This window comes from Caballeronia sp. PC1 (genome assembly GCF_021353155.1).
Taxonomy (GTDB): Bacteria; Pseudomonadota; Gammaproteobacteria; order Burkholderiales; family Burkholderiaceae; genus Caballeronia; species Caballeronia cordobensis.
In genome coordinates this window covers 3,086,469-3,101,442 of record NZ_JAJUBH010000001.1, presented here as the reverse complement: position 1 = coordinate 3,101,442, position 14,974 = coordinate 3,086,469, and the positions used below count along the sequence as shown (strand labels likewise).

Genomic DNA, 14,974 nt, shown 5'->3' with positions numbered 1-14,974 from the left:
TACCGCTCTGTCACATCAGAGTTGCGAGCTTAGTTACCGATCGGTAACATGTCAAGCATGCAGCAGAAATCCGAGGAACCGACTTTGACACGATCAACGAGCGACCCGCCGAAAACCCGCACCCGCCGCAGTGTCCGCACCGACGGCGCGACGGCCCAGGAGCAACTGCTCGACGCCGCGCAGGAGTTGTTCTATCGCGACGGCATCCGCGCGATCGGCGTCGATGCCGTGGTGGAGCGCGCGGGCGTCAACAAGATGAGTCTGTATCGGCGGTTCGCGTCGAAGGACGAGCTCGTCGTCGCGTATCTGGACCGCATGGACGAGGGTTTCCGGCGGCGTTTCGAGGCGAGCATCGCGAAACACCCGGAAGAGCCGGCGAAGCAGATGGTTCAGGCGCTGGAAGATCTGGTGCAGCGGGCGTCCCAGCCGGACTATCGCGGCTGCCCGTTCGTGAACATCGCGTGCGAATTCGGCGATCCGGCGCATCCCGCGCGGCAATCGGTCGATCGCAACAAAAGCTATCTGATGACGCGTCTGGTCGAGATTTCGACGGCGGCCGGCGCGGATAATCCCACGGAACTGGCCGAATCGCTTGCGCTTCTGGTCGACGGCATTTACGCGACAAGTCAGACTTACGGTCCCGGCTCCGGCCCGCTGCTCGCGGCGCCGCGCATCGCGCGAACCTTGATCGCGGCGGCGTGCCCCGCGCTTCGCAAACAGGAAGATTCATGACTGACAGCAGCACCCGCGACGAGGTGATCGCGGCGACCCGGCACTGGCTCACCCGCGCGGTGATCGGCCTGAATCTATGCCCGTTCGCGAAGAGCGTGCATGTGAAGGAGCAGATTCGCTACGTGGTGAGCGAAGCGCGCGGCGTCGACGATCTGGTCGTAGAACTGACCGACGAGCTTCGACTTCTGCGTGACACCGATCCGGAATCCATCGACACGACGCTTTTCATCACGCCGCACGCATTCGCCGATTTCGCCGATTACAACGACGCCCTCTTTTTCGCCGAACGGCTGCTCGACCAGTTGGGGCTCGCGGGCGAACTGCAGATCGCGAGCTTCCATCCGGACTATCGCTTCGAAGGCACCGCGCCCGACGATATCGACAACTACACGAACCGCGCGCCGTATCCGACGTTTCACCTGATTCGCGAAGCGAGCATCGATCGGGCGGTCGCCGCGTTCCCCGACGCGTCCGATATCTACGAACGCAATATCGAAACGCTGCGCCGCCTCGGACACGACGGCTTCAAGGCGTGGATGAACAAAAGCTGATCAGTGCGCGGGCGTGAAGAAGCGCTCGCGCAATTCGTCGAGTCCCAAGGTTTCGAGCACGTCGGAGAGCCTTTGCGCGGGCCGTCCGCGCGGCAGATCCTTGAATTGCGCGATGATCAGCTCGTTCTTCATCGAGTGCTCCCAGCCGACGAGTTCCGTCACGCTCACCTGATAACCGTGCGACTCCAGTTGCAGGCAGCGCAGCACGTTCGTGATCTGGCTGCCGAATTCGCGCGTGTGCAGCGGGTGCCGCCACATTTCCGTCAGCACGTTCTTCGAGAGCGAATGGCCCTTGTTCTTGCGCAGCACGGACGCCACTTCCGCCTGACAGCACGGCACCACGACGATGTACTTCGCCTTCTTTTGCAGAGCGAAGTGGATGGCGTCGTCGGTGGCGGTGTTGCACGCGTGCAGCGCCGTGACGATATCGATCGATTCCGGCAAACGATCCGAACCGATTGATTCGGCCACCGACAGATTCAGGAACGACATCCCGTCAAATCCGAGACGCTGCGCCAATTCCTCGGATTTTTTTACGAGCTCTTCGCGCGTCTCGATTCCAAAGATGTGTGACCGATCGCGCAGAGTCTTGAAGAAGAGATCGTAGAGAATAAACCCAAGATAGGATTTGCCCGCTCCATGATCCACGAGTGATACGGCCCCTTGGCTCGCATGCACGTCGGAGAGAAGCGGTTCGATGAACTGATAGAGGTGATACACCTGTTTCAGTTTGCGACGGCTGTCCTGGTTCATTTTGCCGTCGCGCGTAAGGATGTGGAGTTCCTTCAGCAGTTCGATCGACTGGCCTGGACGGATGTCGTGTTTGGTGGAGGGGTCGGGTGTGCCCGGAGCCGACGCGGAAGACTTCCTGGTCATCGTGGAGGTATGTCGAATAAAAAAGCGGAGCATGTTCGCGCCGAATGTGCGCTAACCGCTGGTTCTGCCGTCTCAAAAGGGGAAGTTTACCCAAAAGCGCAAAGACGCTCTTTGTTCCGTCACCGCTTATCGGCGAATGCGCCGAGGCAAACGCATGGAACGGTTTGTGCATCGTCCCGACAATGAGGCCATTGGAAAAGACGACACGCGTGGCTTCGGGGCCACGTACCGATGCAGCAAGCAGGAGCAACAAGCTGGTAACAATCCCGCGCCTCGACACGTGAGCGTCGTCACCCGCGCCCGGTCATTGTTACGTAACACCTAACGCACAGCGCGGCGAATGCGACTCGCCGGCGCCATGAACATGAGAGGACGGCGATGGATGCGATCCCGGACAAGAAGGCAGAGAAACAATTTCAGGAGATGCTCGCGGCACTGACCGCGATGCCCGCGTGGAGTGAAAAGCAGCAACTCGAACTCGAAATGGCCCGAGAGATTTCCGTGGAGATGTTGCGCCTCGCCGAATCGATGCGCGACGGCTCCACCGACATCGAAACGTGCCTGACGATGCTGAAGTACGCCAAAGTGATGGACTTCGTCCTGACGACGCTCGCCTCGCGCCGTGAGATCGCGCCGCAAACGCTGCGCGTGATCTTCAAGCTAGCGGGTCTGAAGGTCGATGAAGCCTATCCGGGCTAGCGCGGTCACGTTTCTCAAACCGGCGCGCGTTCCGAGCGCGCGCCGCGCTCAGGCTTTGCGCCTCGTCATGAGCCGCGCCGCGGAATGACGCATGTGCCGCTGCATGGCGGCCTGCGCCTGAATGGCATCGCGCGCTTCCAGCGCCTCCAGAATCTCGCGATGCTCGCCGAGCGCCGCCGCCCACGTTTCCTCCCCTTCGAAGTGCCCACGCAGCGTCGATGACAGCGGGCTGTGCCGTTCGTCGTACAGGCTGCCGACCGTGCGCACCAGAACGTCGTTGCCCGTCATCTGCGCAATCGCAATGTGAAACGCGCGATCCGCGGCCATCGGCACCTGGCCGTGTTCGACTTCGCGCGCCATCGTCTCGTACACGGCGCGCAGCGTCTTCAGCTCCTTCGGCTTCGCGAACGGCGCGACGCTCGCCGCGATCGCGCCTTCGATCACGCTGCGCGCGTTCATGATCTCGATCGGGCTCTCGCCCAGTTCCGCTTCGGCCGTCGCGGGCTTGGCGGCGGGCGCGGCGACGATATACACGCCCGAACCCATGCGAATCTCGACGCGGCCTTCCAGTTCCAGCGCAACGAGCGCCTCGCGCACCGACGGCCGCGACACGCCGAGCGTCTGCGCAAGCTCGCGTTCGGACGGCAGTCGGCCGTTGGGCGCGAAATCCTGGTGCTCGATCAGCCCGCGCAGCTTGTCGGCGATCTGCAGATAGAGGCGGCGCGTCTCGGCTGGTTTCACGCTCACGTGCTGGCTCCTGATTTTGTCTCGGGGAAAACGTGGATTGTAATCAGCGGAAGCGCTGACGCACCGCGCGGCGGGCGTCGGCCGTTTCACAGCCGCTTACAAGTGGCTTGACCAATTCTATTTCAAGCCACTAGTATGCAATCCGGTAAGGCCAGGTGGCCAATTTTTTTTCGGTCAGCTGGAACCGTTCCCACCGAATACATCACGACGCGCCCGACGATGAGCAATCCGATTCTCCAATTCGGCACCAGCCGTTTCCTGCAGGCGCACGTCGATTTCTTCGTAGCCGTCGCGGCGCGCCGCGATCCGGCGTTGGCGCTTGGCAAGATCACCGTCGTTCAGACCACGGCAAGCAGCGACAGCCGCGCGCGCATCGACGCATTGCGCTCGGCCGGACGCTATCCGGTGCGCATTCGCGGACGCCGCCGCGACGAAACCGTCGACACGACCGTCGAGTGCGATTCGATCACCGAAGCGCTGCACACGAGCGAAGACTGGCCTCTACTGATCGAGCGCGTGAAGCGCGACGTCAAAGTGATCGTGTCGAACACGGCGGATGCCGGCTACGCGCTCTTCGACGAAGACACCGCCGATCTGCTCGACGGCCAGCGCACGCCGCGCGGTTTCGCGGCCAAGCTCGCCGTGCTGCTGCATGCGCGCTTTCAGGCAGGCGCCGAGCCGATCACGCTTTTGCCCTGCGAACTGGTTTCGCGTAACGGCGACACGCTGCGCGATCTGGTGGTCGGCGTGGCGCGCGGATGGAACGCCGGCGATGCGTTCATCGGCTATCTGACGAAAGACTGCGTGTGGGTGAACTCGCTCGTGGACCGCATCGTTTCGGAGCCGATCCAGCCGGTTGGCGCGATCGCCGAGCCGTACGCGTTGTGGGCGATCGAACGGCAGGCGGGCATGCTGCTGCCGTGCGAGCACGAAGACATCGTCGTTACCGACGATCTCGCGCATTACGAGCGTCTCAAGTTGCTGCTGCTGAACCTCGGCCACACGATGCTCGCGCAGATCTGGCGCAGTCGCGACGGTTCGCCCGACATGACCGTGCTCGACGCCATGCGCGATCCGGCCTATCGCGATCCGCTCGAAGCGACGTGGCGCGATGAAGTGCTGCCGGTGTTCGCGGCGCTCGGCAAGCGCGACGTCGCGACCGAATATCTGGCGAGCGTACGCGACCGTTTCGAGAACCCGTTCCTCGTGCATCGGCTCGCGGATATCGCGCGCAATCACGACGAGAAGAAGATTCGGCGCTTTCAGCCTGTGATCGATCTCGCGCGCGAACTTAAGCTCGACATCGAACAGACGCGTCTGCGCGACGCGCTCGAATCCGCCTGAAGAGCGGAAGACCCTTTTTGAATCACGGCTCGCCGCGCCGGCATCGCGGATCGGGCCGGAATGAATGAAGTGCCGCCCCATTGAGGAGACAAACGATGCGCAAAATGCGTTGGGTAGTGATATTTCTGGCCTTTCTGGCAATCGCGATCAATTACATCGATCGTGCGAACCTGGCGGTCGCCGCGCCGCAGATCGAAAAAGCGCTCAATATCGGCCCGGCCGAAATGGGCTTCATCCTGAGCGGCTTCTTCTGGAGCTACGCGCTCATGCAGATGCCGTTCGGCTGGTTCGTCGATCGCGTCGGCGCGCGCATCGCGCTGCCGCTCGCGGTGGGCTGGTGGTCGGTATTCACGGCGCTCACCTCCGCCGCGACGAGTGTGGTCGGCATGTTCGGCTGCCGCCTGATGCTGGGCGTCGGCGAAGCCGGTGCGTACCCGTCGTGCGCGAAGCTCGTGTCGCAATGGTTCACGAAATCGCAACGCGCGTTCGCAACGAGCATCTTCGACTCCGGCTCGCGTGTGGGTTCGGCGCTGTCGATTCCGGTCGTCGCGTTCATCATCAGTTCGTTCGGCTGGGAGGCGTCGTTCGTCATCACCGGCGTGATCGGCTTCGTGTGGATTCTCGGCTGGTTCCTGATCTACCGTAACAAGTCGAAGGGCGATCTGACGGGCGAAACGGACGTCGCGCCGGTGCCGGTCGCGCCGAAGAACAAGGTCTCGTGGGGCTCGCTCTTCAAGTACCGCACGCTGTGGGGCATGATGCTCGGCTTCTTCTGCCTGAACTTCGTGATCTACTTCTTCATCACGTGGTTTCCGAGCTATCTCGTGCAGGCGCACGGCTTCTCGCTCAAGTCGCTCGGCACGCTCGGCACGATTCCCGCGCTGATGTCGATTCCCGGCGGCTGGCTGGGCGGCTTCGTGTCCGACTCGCTCTTCAAGCGCGGCTGGAGCCTCACCGCGGCGCGCAAGACCTGCATGGTCGGTGGCATGCTGATGTCGTCCGTCATCACGCTCTGCGCGTTCGTGACCAACATTTATCTGATGCTCGCGTTCTTCGGCATCGCGTACGCCAGCCTTGCGTTCGCCGCGGCGTCGATCTGGTCGCTGCCGAGCGACGTCGCACCGACGCCGGATCACGTCGCGTCGATCGGCGGCATTCAGAACTTCGCGTCGAATCTGGCGGGCATCGTCATCACGACCTTCACCGGCGTGATGCTCTCGATCACCAAGGGTTCGTTCGTGATTCCGCTGTGCGTCGCGGGCGGTTTCTGCTTCCTCGGTGCATTCAGCTATCTTGTGATTGTCGGCAAAATCGAACCGCTCAATCGCGCCGACGAAGAGCAAACCCGCCGCGACGACGGTCGCGCGCCTTCCACGGTCTGAGAATAAAACCATGTCCACCACATCCACCGACCATGCGGTCATCCGGCTGCATCCCAACGACGATGTCGTGATCGCGACGCGTCAGTTGCTCTCCGGCGCGCGGATCGCGTCGGAGGATCTCGTCGTCGCCGGCCTGATTCCGCCGGGCCACAAGATCGCGACGCGCGATATCGCCGCGGGCGCGCCCGTGAAGCGTTACAACCAGATCATCGGTGTGGCGCGCGAGGCGATCTCGCGCGGACAGCACGTGCACACGCAAAACCTGTCGATGGCCGATTTCGCGCGCGAGCACGAATTCGGCGTCGATATGCATCCGACGCCGTTCGTCGATGCGCCCGCGACGTTCATGGGCATTCGCCGCGACGACGGCCGCGTGGCGACGCGCAATTTCGTCGGCGTGCTGACGAGCGTGAACTGCTCGGCGACGGTCGCGCGCGCGATCGCCGATCACTTCCGGCGCGACGTGCATCCGGAAGCGCTCGCGGATTATCCGAATGTCGATGGCGTGATCGCGCTGACGCACGGTCTCGGATGCGGTATCGACATGCAGGGCGAAGGACTCGGCATTTTGCGCCGCACGCTCGCGGGCTACGCGGTGCATCCGAACTTTCATTCGGTGCTGTTCGTGGGTCTCGGATGCGAAACGAACCAGATTTCGGGCGTGCTCGAATCGAGCGGGCTCAAGGACGGCGAGAAGCTGCGCAGCTTCACGATTCAGGACAGCGGCGGCACGCGCAAGACGATCGAGCACGGCATCGCGCTGGTCAAGGACATGCTCTCGGATGCGAATCGCGTGCAGCGCGAACCGGTGCCGGCATCGCATCTGATCGTTGGCTTGCAGTGCGGTGGATCGGACGGTTACTCGGGCATCTCCGCGAATCCGGCGCTCGGCGCGGCGGTGGATAAGCTCGTCGCGCATGGCGGCACGGCGATTCTGTCGGAGACGCCGGAGGTTTATGGCGCCGAGCATCTGCTGACGCGTCGCGCGGTGAGCCGCGAAGTCGGCGAAAAGCTGCTGACGCGCATCAAGTGGTGGGAAGAATACTGCGCGCGCAACGGCGCGGCGATGGACAACAATCCGTCGGCGGGCAACAAGGTCGGCGGATTGACGACGATCCTCGAAAAATCGCTCGGCGCGGTCGCGAAGGGCGGCACGACGAATCTCGTCGAAGTGTACGAATACGCGCAGCGGATCGACGCGAAGGGCTTCGTCTTCATGGATTCGCCCGGTTACGATCCGATGTCGGCGACGGGTCAGGTCGCGTCGGGCGCGAATCTGATCTGCTTCACGACGGGCCGCGGCTCGGCGTATGGATGCGCGCCCTCGCCTTCGCTCAAGCTCGCGACGAACACCGCGTTGTGGGAGCGCCAGGAAGAGGACATGGATATCAACTGCGGCGGCGTGATCGACGGCTCCGCTACCATCGAGCAACTCGGCGAGCAGATCTTTCAGATGATGCTCGACTGCGCGTCAGGCGTGGCGTCGAAGAGTGAAGTGCATGGGTACGGCCAGAGTGAATTCGTGCCGTGGCAGGTGGGCGTGGTGACTTGAAGCCGTTGGCTTGAATCGAATAAAGGCGCGCCGTGTCCCGGCGCGCCTTTTTTATGCGATTGCCGCGTGCTCGCTCATCATCTTCAATGCGACGGCTTCCGCGACTTCGATGCCATCGATCGCCGCCGAATAGATGCCGCCTGCATAACCCGCGCCCTCGCCCGCCGGGTACAGACCCTCGACATTGACGCTCTGATAATCGTCCTTGCGGCGCACACGCAACGGCGACGACGTGCGCGTTTCGACGCCGGTCAGCACGGCGTCGTGCATCGCGAAACCTTTGATTTTCTTGTCGAGCTCGGGCAGGGCTTCCCGAATCGCCTCGATGACGTAGTCGGGAAGCGCGGTGCTCAAGTCGGTCGGCTTCACGCCCGGCTTGTATGAAGGCACGACCGAACCGAGCGACGTCGATGCTCGCCCGGCGATGAAATCGCCGACGAGTTGGCCCGGCGCGGAATAATCGCCGCCGCCCAGCTCGAACGCGCGCTCTTCCCACTTGCGCTGGAACGCGATACCGGCGAGCGGACCGCCCGGATAGTCGTCCGGCGTAATGCCGACGACGATACCGGCATTCGCGTTGCGCTCGGCACGCGAATACTGACTCATGCCATTGGTCACGACACGCCCCGGCTCCGACGTCGCCGCGACCACCGTGCCGCCCGGGCACATGCAGAAGCTGTAGACCGCGCGCCCGTTGCTGCTGTGATGAACCACTTTGTAGTCGGCTGCGCCCAGCCGCTCGTGGCCGGCGAACTTGCCGAAGCGGCTCCGATCAATCACACCCTGCGGATGCTCGATGCGAAAGCCGAGCGAGAACGGCTTGGCTTCCATGTAGACGCCGCGATCGTGCAGCATCTGGAACGTATCGCGCGCGCTGTGGCCGATGGCCAGCACGACGTGATCGCAGCGCAGCGTTTCGCCCGTCGACAGGCGCAGGCCGCGCACCTTGCCGTTATCGATGTCGATATCTTCGACGCGCTGCTGAAATCGCACCTCGCCGCCGAGCTGGTGAATCTCTGCGCGCATCTTCTCGACCATGCTGACGAGCCTGAATGTGCCGATATGCGGGCGGCTCAAATACAGAATGTCTTCGGGCGCGCCGGCTTTGACGAATTCGTCCAGAACTTTGCGGCCGTAATGCTTCGGGTCCTTGATCTGGCTGTAGAGCTTGCCATCCGAGAACGTGCCAGCGCCGCCTTCGCCGAACTGCACGTTCGACTCGGGATTCAGTTCGTTGCGTCGCCAGAGTCCCCACGTGTCCTTGGTCCGTTCGCGCACGGCCTTACCGCGTTCGAGGATGATCGGGCGAAATCCCATTTGCGCGAGGATCAGTCCGGCGAAAAGACCACACGGTCCCATGCCGATGACCACGGGGCGCGGCTGTGCCGAATGCGCGGGCGCTTGCGCGACGAAGCGATACGTCATGTCAGGCGTGACGCCACAGTGCGATTGCGGGCTCGACTCAAGACGCTTCAGGACGGACGCTTCGTCATTCAACTCCACATCGATGATGTAATTGAGCTTGATATCGGCGCGCTTGCGGGCGTCGTGTGCGCGGCGAAATACGTGAAAGCGCACGAGTTGGCTGGCTTCGACGCCGATCTCCGCGAGACGCGCGAGAACCGCAGGTTCGATAGCCGATTCGGGATGATCGAGCGGGAGCTTGATTTCGCTTAGACGTAGCATCGGGAACTCGACGGCGTCAGCCGTCCTTGTGGGAATACGTACACGGATTTTAGCGCTTGAGCGGAACAGGCTTCGACGCTTGGGTACGCTTGGCGCGCCTGAACGCAAAAACCCCACCTTTGCGGGGCGGGGTTTTTGTTTTGCGGCATGAGGAGCCTGACGATTACCTACTTTCACACGGGTATCCGCACTATCATCGGCGTGGAGTCGTTTCACGGTCCTGTTCGGGATGGGAAGGGGTGGTACCGACTCGCTATGGTCATCAGGCATGACTTGTTGCTGTGTCGTCTTGGGGACGCGACAGCCAATCTGGGAAGAAGTAGCAGTGTTTGGGGTGGTGATCGTGGCACAACGATACTCAACCAGGAAGACACACTGGTTATAGGATCAAGCCTTACGGGCAATTAGTATCAGTTAGCTCAATGCATTACTGCACTTACACACCTGACCTATCAACGTCCTGGTCTGGAACGACCCTTCAAGGGGCTCGAAGCCCCGGGGATATCTCATCTTAAGGCGAGTTTCCCGCTTAGATGCTTTCAGCGGTTATCTCTTCCGAACATAGCTACCCGGCGATGCGACTGGCGTCACAACCGGTACACCAGAGGTTCGTCCACTCCGGTCCTCTCGTACTAGGAGCAGCCCCCTTCAAATATCCAACGCCCACGGCAGATAGGGACCAAACTGTCTCACGACGTTTTAAACCCAGCTCACGTACCTCTTTAAATGGCGAACAGCCATACCCTTGGGACCGGCTACAGCCCCAGGATGAGATGAGCCGACATCGAGGTGCCAAACACCGCCGTCGATATGAACTCTTGGGCGGTATCAGCCTGTTATCCCCAGAGTACCTTTTATCCGTTGAGCGATGGCCCTTCCATACAGAACCACCGGATCACTATGACCTGCTTTCGCACCTGCTCGACTTGTCGGTCTCGCAGTTAAGCACGCTTATGCCATTGCACTATCAGCACGATTTCCGACCGTACCTAGCGTACCTTCGTACTCCTCCGTTACACTTTGGGAGGAGACCGCCCCAGTCAAACTGCCTACCATGCACTGTCCCCGATCCGGATCACGGACCAAGGTTAGAACCTCAAACAAACCAGGGTGGTATTTCAAGGACGGCTCCACCAAGACTAGCGTCCTGGTTTCATAGCCTCCCACCTATCCTACACAGATCGGTTCAAAGTCCAATGCAAAGCTACAGTAAAGGTTCATGGGGTCTTTCCGTCTAGCCGCGGGGAGATTGCATCATCACAAACACTTCAACTTCGCTGAGTCTCGGGAGGAGACAGTGTGGCCATCGTTACGCCATTCGTGCAGGTCGGAACTTACCCGACAAGGAATTTCGCTACCTTAGGACCGTTATAGTTACGGCCGCCGTTTACCGGGACTTCAATCAAGAGCTTGCACCCCATCATTTAATCTTCCGGCACCGGGCAGGCGTCACACCCCTATACGTCCACTTTCGTGTTTGCAGAGTGCTGTGTTTTTATTAAACAGTCGCAGCCACCAGTTTATTGCAACCCTTTCACCCTCCTGGCGCAGGCCAGTCAAGCTACAAGGGCGTACCTTATCCCGAAGTTACGGTACCAATTTGCCGAGTTCCTTCTCCCGAGTTCTCTCAAGCGCCTTAGAATACTCATCTCGCCCACCTGTGTCGGTTTGCGGTACGGTCACTATTAGACTGAAGCTTAGAGGCTTTTCTTGGAACCACTTCCAATTGCTTCGCTTCCGAAGAAGCTCGCGCCACACCCTTGAATTACGTGCCCGGATTTGCCTAAGCACCTTCTCCAATGCAGCGACCGGGACTTCCAACACCCGGACAACCTTCCGCGATCCGTCCCCATCGCATCTAACAATGGTGCAGGAATATTGACCTGCTTCCCATCAGCTACGCATTTCTGCCTCGCCTTAGGGGCCGACTCACCCTACGCCGATGAACGTTGCGTAGGAAACCTTGGGCTTACGGCGAGGGGGCTTTTCACCCCCTTTATCGCTACTCATGTCAGCATTCGCACTTCCGATACCTCCAGCATGCCTTTCGACACACCTTCGCAGGCTTACGGAACGCTCTCCTACCACACGCACTTACGTGCGCATCCGCAGCTTCGGTGACTGGCTTGAGCCCCGTTACATCTTCCGCGCAGGACGACTCGATCAGTGAGCTATTACGCTTTCTTTAAAGGGTGGCTGCTTCTAAGCCAACCTCCTGACTGTTTTAGCCTTCCCACTTCGTTTCCCACTTAGCCAATCTTTGGGACCTTAGCTGGCGGTCTGGGTTGTTTCCCCTCTTGACACCGGACGTTAGCACCCGATGTCTGTCTCCCGTGATTGCACTCTTCGGTATTCGGAGTTTGCTATGGCGTAGTAATCCGCAATGGACCCCACAACCATGACAGTGCTCTACCCCCGAAGGTGATACACGAGGCACTACCTAAATAGTTTTCGGAGAGAACCAGCTATTTCCAAGTTTGTTTAGCCTTTCACCCCTATCCACAGCTCATCCCCTAACTTTTCAACGTTAGTGGGTTCGGTCCTCCAGTACGTGTTACCGCACCTTCAACCTGGCCATGGATAGATCACTTGGTTTCGGGTCTACGCCCAGCAACTGATCGCCCTATTCGGACTCGCTTTCGCTACGCCTGCCTTAATCAGTTAAGCTCGCTACTGAACGTAAGTCGCTGACCCATTATACAAAAGGTACGCCGTCACCCCTTACGAGGCTCCGACTGTTTGTATGCATGCGGTTTCAGGATCTATTTCACTCCCCTCCCGGGGTTCTTTTCGCCTTTCCCTCACGGTACTGGTTCACTATCGGTCGATCACGAGTATTTAGCCTTGGAGGATGGTCCCCCCATCTTCAGACAGGATTTCACGTGTCCCGCCCTACTTGTCGTACCCCTAGTTCTTCCATCCTATTTTCGTCTACAGGGCTATCACCTGCTATGGCCGCACTTTCCAGAGCGTTCGACTAATACGATAGATAAAGAGTACAGGCTGGTCCCATTTCGCTCGCCACTACTTTGGGAATCTCGGTTGATTTCTGTTCCTGCGGTTACTTAGATGTTTCAGTTCACCGCGTTCGCTCCACATGACCTATGTATTCAGTCATGGGTACTCCATAAGGAGTGGGTTTCCCCATTCGGATATCGGAGGATCAAAGCTCGTTTGCCAGCTCCCCTCCGCTTTTCGCAGGCTACCGCGTCCTTCATCGCCTGTGATCGCCAAGGCATCCACCACATGCACTTGTTCGCTTGACCCTATAACGAGTGTGTCTCTCGACTCACCACGTCATAGGCTGAGTATTCGCGTTGTGCCGTATTCCAAAGCAATCTTTCGATCACCTTTTCATACTTGATACAATCACTACCCTGACTACCCGACTCGCACCCATCTCTAAGTGCTTTTAGATAGTCTCTTTACTACTTCTTCCAGATTGTTAAAGAACGTTTAGCCGACAGGATCACTTCAATTCCTGCAGCATCAACTGGCTTCAATCGCCAATGCGCAGTGCTTCACGAAACACTGTGCATTGAGGATTGGTGGAGGATGACGGGATCGAACCGACGACCCCTGCTTGCAAAGCAGGTGCTCTCCCAGCTGAGCTAATCCCCCAAGTCTCTCGAGTCTGCTCGATCACGCGATCGACTCATCCTGACCGTGGTGGGTCTGGATGGATTCGAACCATCGACCCCCGCCTTATCAAGACGGTGCTCTAACCGACTGAGCTACAGACCCAAAGCCTGTCTTAAACAACAGCCGATAAGCGTGAGCGCTTAACTTTAAGTGCGAAGCTCGAGAAAGGAGGTGATCCAGCCGCACCTTCCGATACGGCTACCTTGTTACGACTTCGACCCCAGTCATGAATCCCACCGTGGTAAGCGCCCTCCTTGCGGTTAGGCTACCTACTTCTGGTGAAACCCACTCCCATGGTGTGACGGGCGGTGTGTACAAGACCCGGGAACGTATTCACCGCGGCATGCTGATCCGCGATTACTAGCGATTCCAGCTTCACGCAGTCGAGTTGCAGACTGCGATCCGGACTACGATCGGTTTTCTGGGATTGGCTCCACCTCGCGGCTTGGCAACCCTCTGTTCCGACCATTGTATGACGTGTGAAGCCCTACCCATAAGGGCCATGAGGACTTGACGTCATCCCCACCTTCCTCCGGTTTGTCACCGGCAGTCTCCTTAGAGTGCTCTTGCGTAGCAACTAAGGACAAGGGTTGCGCTCGTTGCGGGACTTAACCCAACATCTCACGACACGAGCTGACGACAGCCATGCAGCACCTGTGCGCCGGTTCTCTTTCGAGCACCCCCACCTTTCAGCAGGGTTCCGACCATGTCAAGGGTAGGTAAGGTTTTTCGCGTTGCATCGAATTAATCCACATCATCCACCGCTTGTGCGGGTCCCCGTCAATTCCTTTGAGTTTTAATCTTGCGACCGTACTCCCCAGGCGGTCAACTTCACGCGTTAGCTACGTTACTAAGGAAATGAATCCCCAACAACTAGTTGACATCGTTTAGGGCGTGGACTACCAGGGTATCTAATCCTGTTTGCTCCCCACGCTTTCGTGCATGAGCGTCAGTGTTGGCCCAGGGGGCTGCCTTCGCCATCGGTATTCCTCCACATCTCTACGCATTTCACTGCTACACGTGGAATTCTACCCCCCTCTGCCACACTCAAAGCCTGCCAGTCACCAATGCAGTTCCCAGGTTAAGCCCGGGGATTTCACATCGGTCTTAACAGACCGCCTGCGCACGCTTTACGCCCAGTAATTCCGATTAACGCTCGCACCCTACGTATTACCGCGGCTGCTGGCACGTAGTTAGCCGGTGCTTATTCTTCCGGTACCGTCATCCCACCACCATATTAGGGCGATGGTTTTCTTTCCGGACAAAAGTGCTTTACAACCCGAAGGCCTTCTTCACACACGCGGCATTGCTGGATCAGGGTTGCCCCCATTGTCCAAAATTCCCCACTGCTGCCTCCCGTAGGAGTCTGGGCCGTGTCTCAGTCCCAGTGTGGCTGGTCGTCCTCTCAGACCAGCTACAGATCGTCGCCTTGGTAGGCCTTTACCCCACCAACTAGCTAATCTGCCATCGGCCGCCCCTATAGCGCGAGGTCCGAAGATCCCCCGCTTTCTCCCTTAGGTCGTATGCGGTATTAATCCGGCTTTCGCCGGGCTATCCCCCACTACAGGACACGTTCCGATGTATTACTCACCCGTTCGCCACTCGCCACCAGGGTTGCCCCCGTGCTGCCGTTCGACTTGCATGTGTAAGGCATGCCGCCAGCGTTCAATCTGAGCCAGGATCAAACTCTTCAGTTCAAACCTGTTACTGTTTTCGGTTCCGTTAAGAACCGGTCGCTCACTCAACGTACTGACGATGATTAT

9 protein-coding genes, 2 tRNA genes and 3 rRNA genes are annotated in these 14,974 nt (G+C 59.4%); 6 read left to right on the top strand and 8 right to left on the bottom strand.

Going from position 1 to position 14,974, the window contains the following annotated elements; translation table 11 throughout:
- Nucleotides 1-57: 57 nt before the first annotated feature.
- Together LY284_RS14900 and LY284_RS14895 are read left to right on the top strand one after the other, a co-directional pair.
- Entirely contained in the window at nt 58-732 is a 675-nt protein-coding gene (locus LY284_RS14900; protein ID WP_045451176.1) for a TetR/AcrR family transcriptional regulator, read from the top strand.
- Nucleotides 729-1,283, top strand: a complete 555-nt coding sequence (locus tag LY284_RS14895; RefSeq protein ID WP_045451179.1) for a DUF1415 domain-containing protein — start codon at nt 729-731, stop codon at nt 1,281-1,283. The genes LY284_RS14900 and LY284_RS14895 overlap by 4 nt, the downstream gene beginning before the upstream one ends.
- Here LY284_RS14895 and LY284_RS14890 read toward each other — a convergent pair whose 3' ends face one another.
- Nucleotides 1,284-2,159: an SAM-dependent methyltransferase gene (locus LY284_RS14890; RefSeq protein WP_045451182.1), complete on the bottom strand. Its 876-nt coding sequence runs from the start codon at nt 2,157-2,159 to the stop codon at nt 1,284-1,286. It abuts the gene before it with no gap.
- Nucleotides 2,160-2,537: 378 nt separating this feature from the next.
- Between LY284_RS14890 and LY284_RS14885 the strand changes: the two genes are divergently transcribed.
- Complete coding sequence (locus tag LY284_RS14885; RefSeq protein ID WP_008344375.1) at nt 2,538-2,858, top strand: hypothetical protein; 321 nt, start codon at nt 2,538-2,540, stop codon at nt 2,856-2,858.
- Between the two features lie 48 nt (nt 2,859-2,906).
- Here the strand turns inward: LY284_RS14885 and LY284_RS14880 are convergent, their stop codons facing one another.
- Complete coding sequence (locus LY284_RS14880; RefSeq protein WP_045451186.1) at nt 2,907-3,605, bottom strand: FadR/GntR family transcriptional regulator; 699 nt, start codon at nt 3,603-3,605, stop codon at nt 2,907-2,909.
- Between the two features lie 219 nt (nt 3,606-3,824).
- Between LY284_RS14880 and LY284_RS14875 the strand changes: the two genes are divergently transcribed.
- The 3 genes from LY284_RS14875 (at nt 3,825) to LY284_RS14865 (ending at nt 7,883) form a co-directional block, all read left to right on the top strand.
- Entirely contained in the window at nt 3,825-4,949 is a 1,125-nt protein-coding gene (locus LY284_RS14875; protein WP_045451197.1) for a D-mannonate oxidoreductase, read from the top strand.
- A gap of 95 nt (nt 4,950-5,044) precedes the next feature.
- Complete coding sequence (locus LY284_RS14870) at nt 5,045-6,331, top strand: MFS transporter (protein ID WP_045451200.1); 1,287 nt, start codon at nt 5,045-5,047, stop codon at nt 6,329-6,331.
- Between the two features lie 10 nt (nt 6,332-6,341).
- The gene (locus LY284_RS14865) at nt 6,342-7,883 is read left to right on the top strand and encodes a UxaA family hydrolase (protein WP_045451203.1); all 1,542 of its coding nucleotides are present in this window, start codon (nt 6,342-6,344) and stop codon (nt 7,881-7,883) included.
- Between the two features lie 51 nt (nt 7,884-7,934).
- On the opposite strand, the gene LY284_RS14860 is transcribed toward LY284_RS14865, so the two are convergent.
- From LY284_RS14860 to LY284_RS14835, 6 genes are all read right to left on the bottom strand, one after another.
- Nucleotides 7,935-9,569 carry an NAD(P)/FAD-dependent oxidoreductase gene (locus LY284_RS14860; protein ID WP_045451205.1) on the bottom strand — a complete coding sequence of 545 codons (1,635 nt, stop codon included), beginning with the start codon at nt 9,567-9,569 and terminating at the stop codon, nt 7,935-7,937.
- A gap of 154 nt (nt 9,570-9,723) precedes the next feature.
- Nucleotides 9,724-9,836 (bottom strand): 5S ribosomal RNA (gene rrf, locus LY284_RS14855).
- A gap of 116 nt (nt 9,837-9,952) precedes the next feature.
- A 23S ribosomal RNA gene (locus LY284_RS14850) occupies nt 9,953-12,835 on the bottom strand.
- 280 nt (nt 12,836-13,115) lie between these two features.
- A tRNA-Ala gene (locus LY284_RS14845) sits at nt 13,116-13,190 on the bottom strand.
- 46 nt (nt 13,191-13,236) lie between these two features.
- Nucleotides 13,237-13,313, bottom strand: a tRNA-Ile gene (locus LY284_RS14840).
- 62 nt (nt 13,314-13,375) lie between these two features.
- Nucleotides 13,376-14,908: ribosomal RNA gene (locus LY284_RS14835) — 16S ribosomal RNA — on the bottom strand.
- Together the 16S, 23S and 5S rRNA genes with 2 tRNA genes alongside form the textbook arrangement of a ribosomal RNA operon.
- Between the last annotated feature and the right edge of the window lie 66 nt (nt 14,909-14,974).

Coding starts and splice junctions, on each gene's coding strand:
- LY284_RS14860 (WP_045451205.1), bottom strand. CDS start 9,569: ATGCTACGTCTAAGCGAAATCAAGCTCCCGCTCGATCATCCCGAATCG.
- LY284_RS14900 (WP_045451176.1), top strand. CDS start 58: ATGCAGCAGAAATCCGAGGAACCGACTTTGACACGATCAACGAGCGAC.
- LY284_RS14875 (WP_045451197.1), top strand. CDS start 3,825: ATGAGCAATCCGATTCTCCAATTCGGCACCAGCCGTTTCCTGCAGGCG.
- LY284_RS14895 (WP_045451179.1), top strand. CDS start 729: ATGACTGACAGCAGCACCCGCGACGAGGTGATCGCGGCGACCCGGCAC.
- LY284_RS14865 (WP_045451203.1), top strand. CDS start 6,342: ATGTCCACCACATCCACCGACCATGCGGTCATCCGGCTGCATCCCAAC.
- LY284_RS14890 (WP_045451182.1), bottom strand. CDS start 2,159: ATGACCAGGAAGTCTTCCGCGTCGGCTCCGGGCACACCCGACCCCTCC.
- LY284_RS14885 (WP_008344375.1), top strand. CDS start 2,538: ATGGATGCGATCCCGGACAAGAAGGCAGAGAAACAATTTCAGGAGATG.
- LY284_RS14870 (WP_045451200.1), top strand. CDS start 5,045: ATGCGCAAAATGCGTTGGGTAGTGATATTTCTGGCCTTTCTGGCAATC.